The sequence below is a fragment of the Corynebacterium sp. ES2730-CONJ genome, from assembly GCF_024834055.1.
GTDB lineage: Bacteria > Actinomycetota > Actinomycetes > Mycobacteriales > Mycobacteriaceae > Corynebacterium.
Map to the genome: position 1 here is coordinate 336,455 of NZ_JANUXZ010000002.1, position 16,332 is coordinate 352,786.

At 54.3% G+C, this 16,332-nt stretch carries 14 protein-coding genes; 2 read left to right on the forward strand and 12 right to left on the reverse strand.

The window, feature by feature from the left end; all coding sequences use genetic code 11:
• Window positions 1-2 precede the first annotated feature (2 nt).
• The gene (locus NXS13_RS03735; protein WP_259077557.1) at window positions 3-302 is read right to left on the reverse strand and encodes a DUF4229 domain-containing protein; all 300 of its coding nucleotides are present in this window, start codon (window positions 300-302) and stop codon (window positions 3-5) included.
• Window positions 303-403: 101 nt separating this feature from the next.
• Between NXS13_RS03735 and NXS13_RS03740 the strand changes: the two genes are divergently transcribed.
• Both NXS13_RS03740 and NXS13_RS03745 read left to right on the forward strand, forming a co-directional pair.
• Complete coding sequence (locus tag NXS13_RS03740) at window positions 404-676, forward strand: hypothetical protein (RefSeq protein WP_259077560.1); 273 nt, start codon at window positions 404-406, stop codon at window positions 674-676.
• Window positions 677-716: 40 nt separating this feature from the next.
• On the forward strand, window positions 717-1,046 hold the full coding sequence (locus NXS13_RS03745) for a metalloregulator ArsR/SmtB family transcription factor (RefSeq protein WP_259077565.1): 330 nt from the start codon (window positions 717-719) through the stop codon (window positions 1,044-1,046).
• Here NXS13_RS03745 and ccsB read toward each other — a convergent pair.
• The 11 genes from ccsB to NXS13_RS03800 all read right to left on the reverse strand — a co-directional run bounded on the left by ccsB (window position 1,043) and on the right by NXS13_RS03800 (window position 16,302).
• Window positions 1,043-1,966, reverse strand: a complete 924-nt coding sequence (ccsB, locus tag NXS13_RS03750) for a c-type cytochrome biogenesis protein CcsB (protein WP_259157956.1) — start codon at window positions 1,964-1,966, stop codon at window positions 1,043-1,045. The two genes, NXS13_RS03745 and ccsB, sit on opposite strands and share 4 nt — an antisense overlap.
• A 70-nt stretch (window positions 1,967-2,036) precedes the next feature.
• Window positions 2,037-3,620, reverse strand: a complete 1,584-nt coding sequence (locus tag NXS13_RS03755) for a cytochrome c biogenesis protein ResB (protein WP_259077571.1) — start codon at window positions 3,618-3,620, stop codon at window positions 2,037-2,039.
• Window positions 3,621-3,651: 31 nt separating this feature from the next.
• A complete protein-coding gene (locus NXS13_RS03760) occupies window positions 3,652-4,461 on the reverse strand; it encodes a cytochrome c biogenesis CcdA family protein (RefSeq protein ID WP_259289387.1) in 810 nt (269 codons plus the stop codon).
• Window positions 4,461-5,066: a TlpA disulfide reductase family protein gene (locus NXS13_RS03765; protein WP_259157954.1), complete on the reverse strand. Its 606-nt coding sequence runs from the start codon at window positions 5,064-5,066 to the stop codon at window positions 4,461-4,463. Before NXS13_RS03765 ends, NXS13_RS03760 begins: the two co-directional genes overlap by 1 nt.
• On the reverse strand, window positions 5,056-5,664 hold the full coding sequence (locus NXS13_RS03770) for a histidine phosphatase family protein (protein WP_259077576.1): 609 nt from the start codon (window positions 5,662-5,664) through the stop codon (window positions 5,056-5,058). The genes NXS13_RS03765 and NXS13_RS03770 overlap by 11 nt, the downstream gene beginning before the upstream one ends.
• Window positions 5,665-5,698: 34 nt before the next feature.
• The gene (hemL, locus tag NXS13_RS03775; protein ID WP_259077577.1) at window positions 5,699-7,006 is read right to left on the reverse strand and encodes a glutamate-1-semialdehyde 2,1-aminomutase; all 1,308 of its coding nucleotides are present in this window, start codon (window positions 7,004-7,006) and stop codon (window positions 5,699-5,701) included.
• 88 nt (window positions 7,007-7,094) lie between these two features.
• A complete protein-coding gene (locus NXS13_RS03780; protein ID WP_259289388.1) occupies window positions 7,095-8,534 on the reverse strand; it encodes a protoporphyrinogen oxidase in 1,440 nt (479 codons plus the stop codon).
• Between the two features lie 297 nt (window positions 8,535-8,831).
• Window positions 8,832-9,893: a uroporphyrinogen decarboxylase gene (gene hemE, locus NXS13_RS03785; protein WP_259289389.1), complete on the reverse strand. Its 1,062-nt coding sequence runs from the start codon at window positions 9,891-9,893 to the stop codon at window positions 8,832-8,834.
• 47 nt (window positions 9,894-9,940) lie between these two features.
• Window positions 9,941-12,556: a cation-translocating P-type ATPase gene (locus NXS13_RS03790; protein ID WP_259157943.1), complete on the reverse strand. Its 2,616-nt coding sequence runs from the start codon at window positions 12,554-12,556 to the stop codon at window positions 9,941-9,943.
• Between the two features lie 292 nt (window positions 12,557-12,848).
• Complete coding sequence (locus NXS13_RS03795) at window positions 12,849-15,236, reverse strand: hypothetical protein (RefSeq protein WP_259289390.1); 2,388 nt, start codon at window positions 15,234-15,236, stop codon at window positions 12,849-12,851.
• 523 nt (window positions 15,237-15,759) lie between these two features.
• Window positions 15,760-16,302 (reverse strand): hypothetical protein, encoded by a 543-nt coding sequence (locus tag NXS13_RS03800; protein WP_259289391.1) that lies wholly within the window; start codon window positions 16,300-16,302, stop codon window positions 15,760-15,762.
• Window positions 16,303-16,332: the final 30 nt, after the last annotated feature.

Consider the following 16,332-nt stretch of genomic DNA (forward strand, 5'->3'; position numbering starts at 1 on the left):
GCTTAGCGGGAGGCGAGTTCGTCCTGGACCCACTTTTTATAGGCTTTGCGTTGATAGTGCCACTGGGCGACCGCGGTCGTGGCCTTCACCCGCAGCCCTTTGAAGACAAAAACACTCAACGGCATAGCGATCAACAAGGCCAGCATGGCGGAGATAAAAATGGGCACTAGGGCCCCGATCATGGTGGCAATGATTTGAATGAGTGCCGTAAGCAGAATAAAAAGCGCAAGCCTAGCGAGGCCGTATAAGAGGAGGTTTTTCACCGCGGACCGGCGGATCGCTGCATCTGGTTGCTGTGACATATCTTCTAAGACTACCGTATGCCCTCCTCGGGTGATAAAGCAGGTAAAATACAGGCAGACCGTGATTATTCCCCAGATCAACGAGGTGAGTTTTTCTAACCGTGGGCCGCTTTATTCTCTTCTTACTCTTAATCCTGGCTATTTATATTGTGTGGCGGGCCTTCGGCCCCAGCTCATGGCAGCGCACCGTATCAACGGCGAATCCACCGCGAGAAATTAAAGGCCCCGACGACGATGAGGCTTTTCTGTGGGAATTAGAAAAGAAACGCTTTAAGCAGCGCCGCGCCGAGGAATTAGCGGCTCAAGAAGAGGCTGAACGCATCAAAAGAGCGAAGCAGCGGCGGATGGACGGCGACAATCCCGAAGATATATAAAAGCTTTTCTTAACTTAGGCTACCCTTTATAATTGGAGGTATGTCTCGCCCTGAATCTGCGCGCCGCGCGCCGTTGCGTATACCCAACGCTGAGCTCACGCACAGCACCGCCGAGATATTTAAGGTATTAAGCGACCCCACCCGGCTGAAAATCTTGCTCATAGTTGCCAGCAATGCGGGCCAAGAAATATGTGCCCATCACCTCACGGGAGTTTTAGGGGTCTCCGCCCCCACGATCACCCACCATATGAAAAAGCTGATGGCGGCGTCTTTGGTGACGCGCACGAAAAAAGGAAAGTGGGCATATTATGAGCTCGCCCATAACGCCCACTCCGCCAGGCTCATGCCCTTTATCGGCGATTATTTCTAATTGATTCCGGCATAAGAATGCAGCCCGGATACCACTAGGTTGATAAAGAATAGATTGAAAATCATGGTGGCTAGCGCCAGAATATTAATCCACGCCGCCTTGGTATCTCGCCAGCCGGCTGTTGCCCGCGCGTGGAGATACGCTGCATAGAGGATCCAGGTGATAAAAGCGACCGTCTCCTTAGGGTCCCAGCCCCAGAACCGTCCCCAGCTGGCCTCGGCCCAGATGGCTCCTAAAATGATTCCCAAACCAAAAAGGGGAACGGTAATAATAGCCGTGCGGTAGGCTACGGCATCAAGGACTCGTGCCGTTGGTAGTGGCCGGGCTATGGCGCCCAGGAAACCGTGCTCCTGGCCCTTGGGTTGCGCCATCCGGAGCAAATAGAGCACCGACACCACACCGGAGAGCATACCGATAGACCCGCCAATAGAGATGGTACCCACGTGGATGGGCCGCCAGTAGGATTGCAGGATCGGAACCACAGGAGCGGTATCAGCATAGAGCTTGGAACTGGCCAATAGGAGCAGCGCCACCACAGGAGTAATAATCCACGGCCATAGGGCCCGCATCTCTTTTTTGCGCAGGAAAATCGCCGCAATGATCATGGTAAACAGCGTGATCTCGGTGATATATTCGTACAGATTTCCAAAAGGGAATCGGCCCGCGGATATCCCGCGCAAAATCACCGAGGTGGCATGGATAATAATGCCCAGCCATACAACCGCTTGGGTCATACCAGAGAAGGTATCGGCGGAGTTTTTGCTTCGCACCGCTACTGTTTTCGCCTCCCGCTGGGAATCGACAACGGTTTGCGCCTTCATATAGTAAATAACTGACAGCACGAGAGCGAGAATATAGATGCCCACCGCACTAAAAAAGGCGGAATCTGAAAAAGATGCGAGCGTGTAATTAATATTCATCCCGCTTACCTCGTTTCTTGGTCCTTAAACTTGCTGCAACTATAGCCGCCAGCCTACCCAAAGATAAAGCCTAGCTGTCCTCATCCTCCGGCTCAGCGAGCCCAAGAATGCGACGATGAATCCGATAATATTCCTCACCCCACCCGGCGCGATCAGTGCGCGCCAACCCGGCTGTCTCGATGAGGACCGTGCCGTTATCTTGAGGATGCACGCGCACCCAGATGCGGCGGCGCTTGATGGTCACCGATCCAACCAGGGCCGAAAGGAATATTAGGGTGAAAAGGAGAACCCAGATCTGGGTGGGATCGTAGGCTATTTGATAATTGGCAAATTCCTCCGCACCCTCAAAGCGAATGATGGTGCCATCATCGAGGGTAATGTCTTCCCCTTGGGCGAGGTTGACGCGTTCAATTTTTTGTAACTGCCCTGAGCTCATCAAGGTGGGGTCGATGGCGAAGATACTTTGCGATTGTCCGGAATCGAGCCCGTTATCGCCGCGGTAGATATCGATAGCCACCGCCGGATCGCGCATTTCTGGGAAACGGGAGGCCAAGATATCGTTATTCTCCCCGCTCCACGCCGCGGTGGGTGCGAAGAGCCCTTGAATGGTCAGCTGATTCTGCCGGCGGGAAAAGAGATCGTCATACATTCCTACCGGTGGGTCGAAGCGCATCACGCCGGAGGAGAGGAAGAAAGTGGGGTCGTCGGGCCTAAACTGCACGGTTTGGGTGCGTTCTTCTCCATTTGGCCATATCACCTTTATGGTGGGGGCATAGCCATGGCCTTGGAGGTAAATGCGGTCGCCGGCGATTCTTAAGGGGTGATTGACCTCGAGGGTGGTCGATGCCCACGTGGATTCATCGCGGAAAATATCATCACCGATGGCATAGGAAAGATCAGAGCGGAAATTTTCGGCCTGGCCATTGGGTAGATAATCGGCCACGAAATTATGGGCTGTGAAACAAAAGGGGTGAAGCCCAGTACCATCGAAAAGCGGTCCGGCGCGAAAGGAGTCGAAGTTGGCGGTGGCAGTATTACAGAACTGGGAATTGATACCTGGTTTATCGGTGGCGATGATAATAACTTGCCCTTCGTAGTACACCATGCGGCCAATGGCCATGGCGACGAGCATACCCACAAGAGCGATATGGAAGATGAGGTTGAAGAATTCCCGGATATATCCTTTTTCAGCCGCGATACTGCGAATATGGGCGCGATCGTCGGCGGGTGAATACTCAGCAATATTCCAGCCCTTAAGTGCCGCACGTGCCGTTGAGAGGGCTTGAGCTTCTGTTCCTATAAAAACTCCCTGCCCATGCAGAGGTAGCCGGTGCAGATTTTTCGGCGCCCTCGTTGGTGGGGTGCGCATGGCCTGGTAGTGATCAATACTGCGCGGGATGATACAGCCGATCAGGGAAATGGTGAGCAGGACGGCTATGGCTTTAAACCAGGTGGAGGAAAAGACGTCAAATAGTTGTAGGCGGTCATAAATCTCAGCAATGCGTCCGTGCTCGATGAGGTACTCGTCAACATTGGCGGCATTGAGCGAGCGCTGGGGCAAAAGGGCGCCGGGGATGGCGGCGATGGCGAGGAGGCATAATAATGCGAGTGCTGTGCGCATGCTTGTCAGCCACTGCCACGCTTTTTTCACCATGACAACCCTTTCTTATTCATTCTCCGGCTCTCTATAGTAGCAGCGCGTAATTGGAGCTCAGCACTTGGATATAGCTAATGAAAACGGACCATAATCCACTCAGAAGCGCCAGCCCTGTAAGGATAAGGGCTATACCGCCCAGTCGGTGGATGATCACAGCGTGGCGGCTTAAGAAATCGAGGCCCGCCATGGCGCGTACCGAGCCGAGTGCCACAATGAGAAAAGGAATACCTAGCCCTAAGCAGTACGCGATAATGAGGATTACTCCCCGTAAGGCTGTCACCCCTTCGGTGCCAGCCGCGATGGAGATAATGGCCGCGAGACTTGGGCCTAAGCAGGGTGTCCAGCCGAGTGCAAATACTGCCCCGAGGATTGGGGCGCCGATAATGCTAGACCAGTGCCCAGCTGAGAGACTGCGCGTTGTTTGCAGGAATGGTATCTTGCCGAGGAAAACTAGCCCCATGACTATGGTGATAAGCCCGCCGATCCTGCTTAACCACTGATTATTTAAAGCCAAGACTCCAATGAGACCGAAGACGCTGGCAGTAGCTAGAACGAAAATAATCGTGAAACCTGCAATGAACAAAATCGCCGCGAAGGCGATTGTCATCCGCGAGCCTTTGGTTATAACGGCGCGCCCGTGGGCGTCGAAAGTGATATCGCCGCCGACAAGCGCTGCCAGATAGCTGATATACCCTGGTACCAGGGGCAAGACGCAGGGGCTTAAAAAGGAGACAAGTCCCGCTATCATTGCGGCGATGAGGCCCGCGATTAAAGGACCTGAACTAATTGTTGTGGCGAAAGATTCCCCGATGCCTTGGGAGAGAATATTGAGCTGCATTATTCTGATTCCAGGGGCGCAATGGCCTCCATTAATTCTTTTTCGGTGATGGCACGCAAGAATACAACGGCAGGTCGGTGCTGCTTATCAAGGATAATGGTGGTGGGTACCACCGAGGCGGGAATCCCGCCTAATAAGCCCGCCGTTTTAAAGGGTGGATCAAAGATGCTCGGATAGCTAAGGCCATTATCGAGCATAAAATCCTTAGCCAACTGCTTATTATCGCGGATATTGATGCCGAGCACCGTACCCCCCTCTTTAGTGAGGTATTCGTGCACCGTTTGAAGATCGTCGACTTCAGTACGGCAGGGCCCACACCACTGGCCCCAAGCATTGATAACGACGATGTGGCCAGCATAATTTGAAAGCCTTATCTCCGTGTCATCGATGACTGATGGCCCAGTGATATCTGCTATCTGTGCGCGCTCAGATTCAGGATAGGTGATGGTTTTTTGCCCACCGGGTGAGTGGAATTGGAAGGTTCCGCCCACCGCTACGGCGTCTTTTCCAGCAAGGCTATCATCGGCGCAGGCGCCAAGCAGCAGCGCTAGTACCCCACCAAGAGCTACCAGTGCGAAAGGATCATGCCTTGTTCTAGATCTCATACGCGGGTTCCGAATAGCGATAGTCGATAAGGACGTCATCACTAAAGACGAGAGAAGTGACGCTCGCAAGATTACAGCGACGCAGTGCAGGGTTGTGCCACAGAGGTTGCTGATTCACGTGGCGCTGCACGCACACAATGGGCAATTGGTGGCTGACTAATACCGCCTCATGACCATGGGCCTGTTCCCGAGCGGAGGTAACGGCCGCCATCATGCGCTCGGCAATCTCATGATAAGGCTCACCCCAACTGGGCTGAAGCGGATTAGTCATTAAAGGCCAATAGCGAGGGTGCAGCAGATCCGAGCGCCAGCTTTTTACTCGCAGACCTTCGAATTGGTTACCGGCTTCTAAAAGGCGCTCATCGATACCCACCTCAACCCCGCTGATGGCGGAAATTGGGGCGGCTGTTTCCTGGGCGCGCTCTAGTGGAGAGGAAAGGATCAGTGAAATATCGTGGCCGGACAACGAGTGTGCCGTCGCGTGAGCCATCGACTCCCCCCGAGCTGAGAGGTGATAATCCGGCAGCCGCCCATAGAGGATTCGCTCCGGATTGAATACTTCCCCATGACGCACGAGGTGCACGATGGTTGTTGTCATAGCTTATGGCCCTTTCTCGTTAATACACTGCAGGCTATGAATTTACCTTATCCGCCGCTGCTGCCGCCTGAGCTGCTGGGATCAGTGCCTTCTCGATGCGCTCAAAATCATCTGCGCTGAGAGCTGCAGAGCAGAACCACGTTTCGAAGACACTCGGTGGCGCATAAACGCCATGTTCTAAAAGAGCGTGGAAGAAAGGAGCGAAACGGAAGGTTTCGGCGGCTTTCATATCTGCGAAATTGTGGCCCTCACCACGAGCAAATCGAACGCTTAGCATGGTAGCGGCACGCTGGATGTGGTGCTCAACTCCGGCCCGATCAAGCGCCTGGGAAATGAGAGAATGCAGCAGATCAGCGTGCTTGGTTACCTTCTCATAGACTGCTGGGGTGGCGAGCTCGAGTGACTTCTTGCCCGCCGCCATTGCGACCGGATTACCCGAGAGTGTGCCCGCTTGGTAGACGGGTCCAACGGGTGCTAGGTGCTGCATAATATCGGCGCGTCCACCGAAAGCTGCAGCGGGCAGGCCTCCTGAGATGACCTTGCCGAAGGTGGTGAGATCGCCCGCTACATGGTCAACCCCGTACCAGCCGGAATAAGAGGTGCGGAAACCAGTCATAACTTCGTCGATAATCAGCACAGCCCCAAATTCATGGCAGAGATCTTTGAGCTGTTGATTGAAATTATTCTGTGGCGCCACCGCCCCCATATTGCCAGCGGCCGCCTCGGTGATCACGCAGGCGATTTGGTGCGGGTGTTCTTCGAAGGCAGTGCGCACTGCCGCGATATCGTTATAGGGGACGACGATAGTATCTTTAGCGCTCGCACCAGTCACCCCTGGTGAATCAGGCAGAGAAAGCGTAGCCACTCCAGAACCGGCGGCGGCTAGCAGTGAGTCCACGTGTCCGTGATAGCAGCCGTCGAATTTAATGACTTTTTCCGCACCCGTGAAGCCGCGCGCTAGGCGTACAGCAGACATGGTGGCTTCGGTGCCGGAGTTGACCATGCGTACTTCTTCAACGCTGGTTCGTTGAATGATCATCTCTGCAAGTTCTACCTCGGCCTCTGTGGGGGCACCGAAGGATAGGCCCTTGGCCATGGCGGTGCTGACAGCGTCGAGAATCTCGGGGTGGGCATTGCCCATGAGCATGGGCCCCCAGGAGTTAACAAGGTCAACGTATTCGTTACCGTCCACATCTACAAGGGTGGAACCATAGGCGCGTTCAATGAAGCGGGTTTGACCTCCCACTGAGCCGAAGGCTCTGACTGGGGAATTAACTCCGCCGGGGATGAGTTTTTCGGCGCGACTCATGAGTTCAGCTGAGCGGGTAGTTTTCTGGGTCATCGTGTTTTCTTTCTGTTTCAAGCTTTTTAGGCCAGTGTAAGCCAGTATCAGCGATTCAATACCAGTTTCAGGCCAGTTTCAGGCCAGTTTAAGACTCAGCGAGAGCGGGGTTGGGTTCAGCGTTGCCACAGATGGTGTGCGCCACGCCGCGCGCATGAGCAATAACCGCCGGCACCCCCACACCCTGAGCCCACGCACCGGTTGCATAAAGACCCGGGTAGTGCGCCAAGCCCTCAGTGATCGCAGCGACGGTCTCTAGATGCCCCGGCCCGTACACAGGCAAACCTCCGAACCAGCGTTGTACAAAGATTTCGTCGAGCCCTGCCGCAATGCCATCAAAGCCGGTGATTTTCTTGAGATCCGCAAGAGCGTGGTCAACAAGGACATCCTCATCTGCCCGGCAAATCTCATCATCCTTGTAGCGCCCGAAAGAGGCTCGCACTAGAGCGCCTCCGCGGCTACCTAGGTGAGGCCACTTCTTGGAACTGAAAGTGAAGGCTTTGGCTTTAATATCTACTTCATCGGTTGCCACCAGAATCCCGGAATTATCCGGGAGACCCCGATCGCTGGCGAATTTCATCCCGACGACCACCGAGGAAGCCAAGGGGATTGTACTGAAGTGGGGGCTGATATCGGGGGCGATTGTTTTTAATAATAAGGATGTGGTTGGTGCTGGGGTGGCCACCACGACGGCGTCATAATAGCCCTCGCCACCTCCTCGCAGTGCATACCCCCGTGCGGAATCGGTGATGCCGGAGATAAAAGCATCAACGTAGATACGTGCCTGTGACGCCTCCGCAAGCGTTTCGTAGACTTGCGCATAGCCACCCTTAAAGGTCGCGAATACATGGGGGCGGTATCCGCGTTCGTGGTTATTGCGGTTATTGCGCTGGCGTTGGGACAAGATCTTTTCAATGGCCGCCTTGAGACTGATTTTTTCTCCGGCCAACGCCATTTCATCGAAGGTGCGCGCCAACTGCGGCAACGTGGCTCTAATACCAAGATCTTCTGAGCGGGCCGAGTAAACCCCTCCTTGTAAAGCAGATACCAAGCGAGAATTCACGAGTTCGCCGTAGCGCTGACTGATCAGATCTCCGAGTGAAATATCAGGTCCATCCACTTCCCACTCGATCCCGGGCCCCTGGTCCTCTGCATCGATGCGGGCCGCTGTTTCCGCATCGATAAGGTCTTTAATGGAGGTACTCGCAGCTGGAATACCCATGATCGTATCGTCGACCATATCGTGTAGCTGGCCCGCGGCGTAAAACGAAGAGGGAAGCCCGGAGGGATAGACCAAGGAGTCCGCGAGACCGAGTTGCTTGAAGAAGTCCGTAGCGTCCGCGCGGAAATTCAGATAGGCTTCCGCACCCATATCTGTCGGTCCGGAGTGGAAGGGAACCGTATAGAGTTTGCCGCCTATGCGATCCGAGGCCTCGAAGATGTCAACCTCGGTGTCGGGGGCTTCTTGATGTATCTGCCACGCCGTTGTTAATCCAGCCAGTCCTGCTCCGATAATAGCGACACGCACGATATATTCAAGCCTTTCTCTTAGCGTATAGAACCACCACTGTGCTGCCGTCGATCACGTGGGGCTGAAGTATTTCTACGAGCGCCTCTCTTTGACGGCTCGAGGGTTTTTATATGGAACTACCTTGTTTTTCTTGTTTTCCGAAATCACTCTGCGAGCCTTGGGGTCAAGGGTGGACTCGCGAATTCTTATAAGTATCTGGCATCCTTGTAATTTGGCCCCATTCTACCTATGAGTGCTCACTGTGGGTGTGCACCTTGAGCGGTACGGTATCCGTGTACCGCATGCACGTGAATATTAGGCATGGGCGTGGATGATATCGACCGCGCGACTGAGCGCTTCTGGTGGGGTATCTGGGAGCACCCCGTGGCCGAGATTGAAGATATGGCCGGTTGCATGACCAGCGGCAATAGCGTGATCTGCTAGGGCGATAATATGCTCGATCTCGGCCTCCACCGCTGTATCGCCGGCGAATAGGAGCGCCGGATCAAGGTTGCCTTGTAGCACCTTTGGGGTGCACATTCTCCGGGCGGCTTGATCGAGCGGTACCCGCCAATCAACTCCCACCACTTCGCTCCCCGCTTCACTCATGGCGCCAAGGATTTCTCCTGTGCCTACGCCAAAATGGATACGCGGTATGCCGGCGTCAGCGATATGCTGGAAAACTTCACGGGAGTAGGGAAGAACAAATTCGCGGTAATCCCGCTCGTTGAGGAAACCGGCCCAGGAATCGAACAGCTGCACCGCATCGACGCCTGCTGCTATTTGGGTATCGAGAAAAGCATTGATGGTGGGCACCAGACGCCGCATAAGTGCATGCCACATATCCGGCTGGTGATGCATCATGGACTTCGTCTTCTCGTGATTACGTGAAGGACCGCCCTCGATAAGATAGCTCGCGAGGGTAAAAGGTGCACCCGAAAAACCAATGAGGGCTTGAGTATGATCGAGCTCGTCGAGGATGATACCAATCCCCTCAGTGAGTTCCGGCACGGAGCCCTCGAGGATAGGAAGCGCTGCTATATCATCAGCACTACGGATCGCTTGATCCATGACGGGCCCTCTACCTGGCACAATTTCCACGCCGACTCCCGCCGCCCTTAAGGGAACCACAATATCGGAGAAGAGAATAGCAGCGTCTACCCCGTGACGGCGTACTGGCTGCATGGTGATTTCAGCGAGCATACTGGGGTTAAAGCAGGAGTCCAACATCGTAGTATTCTCCCGCAGTTTCCGATACTCAGGAAGTGAGCGCCCCGCCTGCCGCATAAACCAGACGGGGCGGTGCGATGGCTTCAGGCCACGAGCAGCCTGCATAAAGGGAGCACTGTCTATATTGCGTCGGCGAGGGGAGATCATATACGAAAGTATGACACAGCCGACAATCCTAGGAAAGTAAGTTTTGCCTAAAAAGTTTTAATCCACATCGACCGCGCTTCGATAATCAAGGATGCTGCGAGCATCAAGATGGTGGCACCCATAGGATGCAAAAGCCCGAGAGCAGCAGCGGTCATAGCAGCGATATTATAGGTCCAAGCTAAAAGAAAATTGTTATTAATGAGGCGATTCATGCGCTTGGCTCCGGTAAAGAGCCACGGTATCGGTTCGGTAAGACCCCTTAAGAGGACAACATTAGCGTCGGTCGTTTCCAGCCCTGCAGGCAGTGGCATACTCGCCATCGCTCCCACCATCACGCCCACATCGGCAGCTCTAAAGCAACGCTTAGCCGAGTCATCGCCGACAACGGCCACTACCCGGCCATGGTTGTGCACACTGCGCACCGTCTGGGGTTTATTTCCCGGCTGGATACCTGCCAACACATGCGATACTCCAACCATATCCCCGTAGCGACGCGCCACCGGATAGGTATCACGGCTGAGCATCATGGTGTCGATGCCCTGATCCTCGAGGGCCTCAATGGAATCATTAGCATCGGGTTTTACCTCATCATGCAATGTAATAACGCCGCGATCTTGCCCCTTCCACCGAACGACGAGCGGTGTGCCCCCAGAGACAGCGGGGGCAGCCAACCGACCCTTGACATCAGAGAGATTACGCGGGCGCCACAGTTTCGCCTCTACGCTACGCATCTCCATGCCCCCATCAGCGGTGCGCATAGGAATCTCTACGACACCCCCGAAGCTACCTTGTTCATCAATATATTGGTGGCTCACCTCGATCAAACTCGGGATAGAATCATCAGAGGACGTATCCCGAGATTCCCGGGCTGCTCGCACCAGAGCCAGCGATACGGGATGTTCACTCTCCATACACAGGGCTCCGGCAACGCGAATCACGAGGTCAGCATTTTCTCCCGCATTCGCGGTAACCGTTTCCACTGACATTTCGCCTTCACTTAAGGCACCCACTCGGTTGAAGATAACCGTGTCCACCATATCGAGGCGACGCACCGTCGCAGAATCTCGAATCAGCACGCCTCGGCGCGCTGCTGCTTCAATTCCCTGACGGGTAGCCACCGACGCGGATACAGCTAGGGATACCGGCGCCACGCACCCCATCATAGAGAGGGCCGTTGCGGTGGCGAGATAGTAATTGTTGGTGAGCAGTGCCCAGATGGAAAAGACAGTCACCGCGCCCATAATTGCTGCTGGAACGAGTAGCGATGCCGAACGGGTAGCGAGAGCATCTGAATAATTTTGATGAAGACCCGAACGCCGAATCCACCGCGCTATTGCTACTAACCAGGTGCGGTGACCCGTTGCGATGGCGCGTACTTTCAGGTTCTTTTCTCCGTTGATGCACCCTGCGTACACGGTACTTTTAACTTTGACATCGAAGTGGCCGATCCCGAGGGCTCGACCGTCGATGGTGGAGGATCCGCCGATAACTATTCCATCAACAGGAATAATATCTCCTGCCGCAACGATGAGGTCATCGCCCACGTTGAGCTTCTGAACTGCAACTTCCTCTTCTTTGACTGCCCCAGTTGTGCGTTGTTTGGTTACCCGCAGGGCCGTCTGGCGGGCAGCGGGAAGATACTCGGCGAGCTCATCAACTAAGTTCTTTCGGGTTTTGCGTGACAGTAGGCGTCCCGCTAGCAGGAAGAGGGTCATCGTACACGCGACATCGAAGAAGAAGACCCCGGAATCATTAGCGGCGGGAGATGCGGTGAGAATTTCTGAACTCACCCGATAGCTCGGGCTCCCTGCCGAACTCAGCAGCATATGCAAGACGGAATAAACATATGCGGCGATAATAGCGAGGGAACTCGCAGCATCGAGAGCGAACATGCTGCGTCGGAAACCGCCGAGCATCGCCCGGTGGAAGGGGTAAGCGCCATAGGTAACAACAGGAAATGCAATGAGAGCGAGCACCCACTGCCAGTAATCGAATTGCAGGGTCGAATCGTAGCTGATCACTACCACGGGGATGGTGAGCAATAATGAGACGATCAGCCGAGCTTTCGTGATGAGGCTTCGTGCTGTGAAAAGTACATCTGTGGGGTCTTGGGGCTCGATATGCCGATCCGGCCCTTCCAGAAAACCCTCTCTGCGGGCAAGAGCGAAATCCTTCTGCTCTTCTTCGGCGAGCCTGCGCGCCCCCCGTGACATCCGCTGCTGCCGACGACGCTGTCGCAGTTGCGAGCGGGAGATTCTCCCCTCCTCCACATCCGACCACGCCATGCGCCGTCGAATCGAGGAGTCCGTGAGACGAGCAGTAATCCCGTGGCGGGCAAAGACTTGTTCAATAACTTGGATATCGATCGTGCGAATGGCACTCACCCATGCCATGGATGAGGTGTAAACGATGCGTGCCTCAACGCCCTCAATGTCGTTGATGGCTTCTTCTAGCGGTGCTACGGAAGCAGCATTTTCTAATCCCTTGAGCTCGAAGGCAAAAGAGGTGCGTCCACTACTAATGGCAGCGGCCGCCGCCTCTTCGGGGTCGTTGATATCCGAAAGAGTAAATGACGAGATTCCTACTCGCTTTGCTGCTTTCTTCGCCGAGGCGATAGCATCAAGAACCCGTGAATCGATGGCCTTAATATCGTTTTGATCCATAATTTTCCAACCCGTTACTGTCTCACAGCCTATTCAGCGGGAGAAAAAAGCTCCCCATCACTCGGCACCCGACCGACGAAGCCCCAGCTTTCCCAGAGGCACTCCTCACACACTACAGGGTCATGGGGCTGAGTTGAAGATTGACCTCGTGAGCTTCCTTTGGGCGTTCTTTCCTCGGAACTCCGCCTTTCTGAAGCAGGCTAAGAGAAATGAAAAGGCTCTGGGCTGCTATTTCATCAGCAGCTCAGAGCCAAAGTCATCGCCTAATCTTCTGTATTAGGACTTCCTGATCCTAGCGTTGTGGATTAGTGAAGTTCTTCATGAAGGAATCAACGATAGGACGCAGCCATGGGAATGGGCGGGTCCAATCAAAAGGTGCGTGGCGGTTTTGAGGCCAGGTTCCGGCAACAGGACCACCAGGAATCAGAGATACCAGCGCTGCGATAGCGAAAGTCGCTGCTGCGGCAATGGCGCCCCCACCGAGAAGGTTAGTCCAGAACTTCGGATCCTTAAGATCGGCGCTACCGGTCTTATCTTGCCCCGGCACTTCGCCTTGAGGTAGCTCAACACTAGGAGCCTCGCCAGGAACAGCAGTCTCCGGCACTACACCCTCAGGAAGCTCAACACTAGGAGCCTCGCCAGGAACAGCAGCCTCTGGCACTACACCCTCAGGAAGCTCAACACTAGGAGCCTCCTCAGGTACAGCGGTCTCTGGCACTACACCCTCAGGAAGCTCAACACTAGGAGCCTCGCCAGGTACAGCGGTCTCCGGCACTACACCCTCAGGAAGCTCAACACTAGGAGCCTCGCCAGGTACAGCGGTCTCCGGCACTTCGCCCTCAGGAAGCTCAACACTAGGAGCTTCTTCAGGTACAGCGGTCGCGGGCTTGGAGTCTGGATCGCGGGGATCGGTTGGCTCACCGTATTTGCCGGTTAGCTCGTCCAGATCATTAACGCCATCCTTATCGGTGTCGGCCAGCTGTGGGTCAGTTCCGATTGCGATCTCTTCGTCGTCGGGAATGCCGTCGCCATCGGTATCCACCACGCGATCATCGCGATTAGGGTTGGTGTACTCACCGAAGGCAGATTCATCTTGGATACTGCGGCCTTCGGTCTCATCGAAGCGAACCTTCAGTTCTTCACCGTCTAGGATACCGTCGCCATCCGTATCGTTATTAGTTGGGTTGGTGCTCCCTGGGAAATTGATGCCGTCTGCGTGTTGATCCTTGAAGGGGTTGAAGGTACCAGCAATTTCAGAGAAATCATCAATTCCGTCCTCGTCAGAGTCCTTCGCCTGAGGGTTGGTTCCGAAGTTCTCTTCTACGGGATCCGCTAGGCCGTCACCGTCGGTATCGACGGTTTGTACGTTTGGATCGGTGAAGAAGCGAGGATCGAGGGTAGGGTTCACAAAGGTCTGGCCCGTTGCCTCATCGACGTAGGTACCCAATTCAATACCATCGAGCACTCCGTCTTTGTCGGTATCCCGATCCTTAGGGTTGGTATTGCCCGCTGGACGTGAGGGATCAAATTTGGTCTCGAAATCCGAGAGTAGACCCTTCACCTCAGCGGCGTCACCGATGCCGTCATTATCGGTATCTGCTTCCCAAGGATCAGTATCGTAGTCCTGCTCCTCTTTATCGGTGAGGCCATCGCCGTCCGAGTCAGCTTTGTTTGGGTCGGTAGGTAGGGTGCCTGGAATGCCATCGTCAACGGTTTTATTGCCTCGGACCTTGACCTGCATTTCTTTTCCGTCGGGGATCAGATCTCCGTCGGTATCTGCGTTGTTGGGGTCGGTATTGCCTGCTGGCCACTCCGGATTGAAGGAATGATTCTTGAAGAGATCGTTCGACACGGTTGCGAAGACCTCATCGTAATCGGTAATCCCGTCCCCGTCGGAGTCAACGTTGTCGATCTTGGTACCAATTTCTAGCTCGAAGGCGTCGGGGAGGCCGTCGTTGTCGGTATCCTCACCGTCGGGCAAAGTTAGAGTCAAAGCACCGGAGGTGCTGTCGTTGGGGTCGGTCTTTTCACCGTCGAGCGTTTCGGTCTCCCCGGTGACCTCGTTGTACTTAACCTTAAGCTCCACACCGTCGCTCGTGCCGTCGTTATCGGTATCGGCATCGGCAGGGTTGGTTGAGCCGGGGGTATCAGGAAAATAACCGGTAGGGAACGTTTGATTGTGCGTTCCTAGAACTTCGTCGCCATCCAGGATGCCATCACCGTCGGTATCAGGATTGCCCACTTTGGTTCCGTAGAAGGCCTCATAAGCATCTGGGATACCATCGTTGTCGGTATCGGTCTCGTCATTTGCTCCACCGATAAGGTCGCGAAGGCCTTCGGGGAGATCGTTGATATCTTCCGTAACTGGAGCAGATTCATAAGCTGGCGCTTTTTCGCCACCCTGTGGAGTCTGAGCATCCGGCGTCTGGGTATCTTGCGCTTCAGTATCCGACGCTGGAGCGTCTGCTGCTGGAGCGTCCTGAGACTGCGCATCAGTCTGTGCATCCTGATTTTGAGATTCAACCTGCGCATCAGCTGCTGGGTTCTCCTCAGCAATCACTGGGACGCTCAGGGAGCCTGTTGCGGCTAAGGCGATAATTGCAGCTGCGGAAAGCCCTGTGCGGAATTTGCCAGCACTGAGGTTTTTCCCCGCATTGCGACGGCCATAGGTTTGCGTCATCGTGAACCTTTCTTTCGGAGCGCCTGTATGAGGGCGATATCCGCACCCCGTCTTGGTCGAGCTGGTTGCTCGTGGAGCCAAGCAATCAGTCGACCCTCAGGAGCTCCTGTAGTTAATAAGTTTTCTGTGAAGACCACGGTAACAAATAGGAAATAACTATGCACACCGGCTAAGGCTCTTAGTAATATCATCCCCAGAAAAGGCCGAAGAAACGGACCTCTTTCTTCCACTCACCTATGGTTTGATCTGCGCTTTTGCTGATATGCTACTAGATATTGGGGATCTTATTCACAGCATAATATATTTGTGATACCACTCACGGTTGTAAAGCATTTATATTCAAATACTTTTTATCAGGACTGGGAGCTCACTAAATACTTAGAAAAATCTTATAGTCATAGCAAAACCCCGCAGTTTCTCACGGCACTGGAGAACACCGTGAGAAACTGCGGGACTCTGATGGGTGCTGAAAGGACAATAAGGAACACCGCGGCGGCCTCATCCACCCGCTATATACGCCTTTCTATGACCGAATCGACAATAGGGGCGTGGAGTTAGTGTCATCCTCAGCCCAGCGACGCATCTCTTCTCGGCCTAAAAGATAAACCGCTAAGGCTGCTCCCACACCGATAAGAATTTGTAAGCTGCCGTTGATTGCTAACAGCACTAAGGACATAGCATTTGCCTCAGTGACAGCAAAGACAAAAATTCCCCGAACACTGAGATATATACATACATAAATAAGCAATCGTCGGGCCATCGCAGATCGCTTGCCCCGCTGCGACAAGGTGGTCACAAACCACGCAAAGACCCCGACGAGAGCGATAGCAACTAAGGCCGAGAAGCAAATACTGACTATTGCAAGGAGATCGAGCATCGCGGGGCCGGGTTTGAGGCCGGCATCCGAATCCGCATAAGCCTGTTGAATTTGTCGGATAAGAGTATCCCGGTGGATGATAGCGCCCACTGTGGCGATAATCTGGTGGAGAATCTCGATGAGAAAAATGCCGCTTAACAGTTTGATCGCAAAAGCCACTAATTCAGGTTTTGATCCCGGTTCGCTCATAATTCCTCAAAATCTACTCTCGTGGCTCCG

Coding starts and splice junctions, on each gene's coding strand:
- NXS13_RS03800 (WP_259289391.1), bottom strand. CDS start 16,302: ATGAGCGAACCGGGATCAAAACCTGAATTAGTGGCTTTTGCGATCAAA.
- NXS13_RS03765 (WP_259157954.1), bottom strand. CDS start 5,066: ATGAGATCTAGAACAAGGCATGATCCTTTCGCACTGGTAGCTCTTGGT.
- NXS13_RS03790 (WP_259157943.1), bottom strand. CDS start 12,556: ATGGATCAAAACGATATTAAGGCCATCGATTCACGGGTTCTTGATGCT.
- NXS13_RS03755 (WP_259077571.1), bottom strand. CDS start 3,620: ATGGTGAAAAAAGCGTGGCAGTGGCTGACAAGCATGCGCACAGCACTC.
- NXS13_RS03760 (WP_259289387.1), bottom strand. CDS start 4,461: ATGCAGCTCAATATTCTCTCCCAAGGCATCGGGGAATCTTTCGCCACA.
- NXS13_RS03745 (WP_259077565.1), top strand. CDS start 717: ATGTCTCGCCCTGAATCTGCGCGCCGCGCGCCGTTGCGTATACCCAAC.
- ccsB (WP_259157956.1), bottom strand. CDS start 1,966: ATGAATATTAATTACACGCTCGCATCTTTTTCAGATTCCGCCTTTTTT.
- hemE (WP_259289389.1), bottom strand. CDS start 9,893: ATGATCTCCCCTCGCCGACGCAATATAGACAGTGCTCCCTTTATGCAG.
- NXS13_RS03770 (WP_259077576.1), bottom strand. CDS start 5,664: ATGACAACAACCATCGTGCACCTCGTGCGTCATGGGGAAGTATTCAAT.
- hemL (WP_259077577.1), bottom strand. CDS start 7,006: ATGACCCAGAAAACTACCCGCTCAGCTGAACTCATGAGTCGCGCCGAA.
- NXS13_RS03795 (WP_259289390.1), bottom strand. CDS start 15,236: ATGACGCAAACCTATGGCCGTCGCAATGCGGGGAAAAACCTCAGTGCT.
- NXS13_RS03735 (WP_259077557.1), bottom strand. CDS start 302: ATGTCACAGCAACCAGATGCAGCGATCCGCCGGTCCGCGGTGAAAAAC.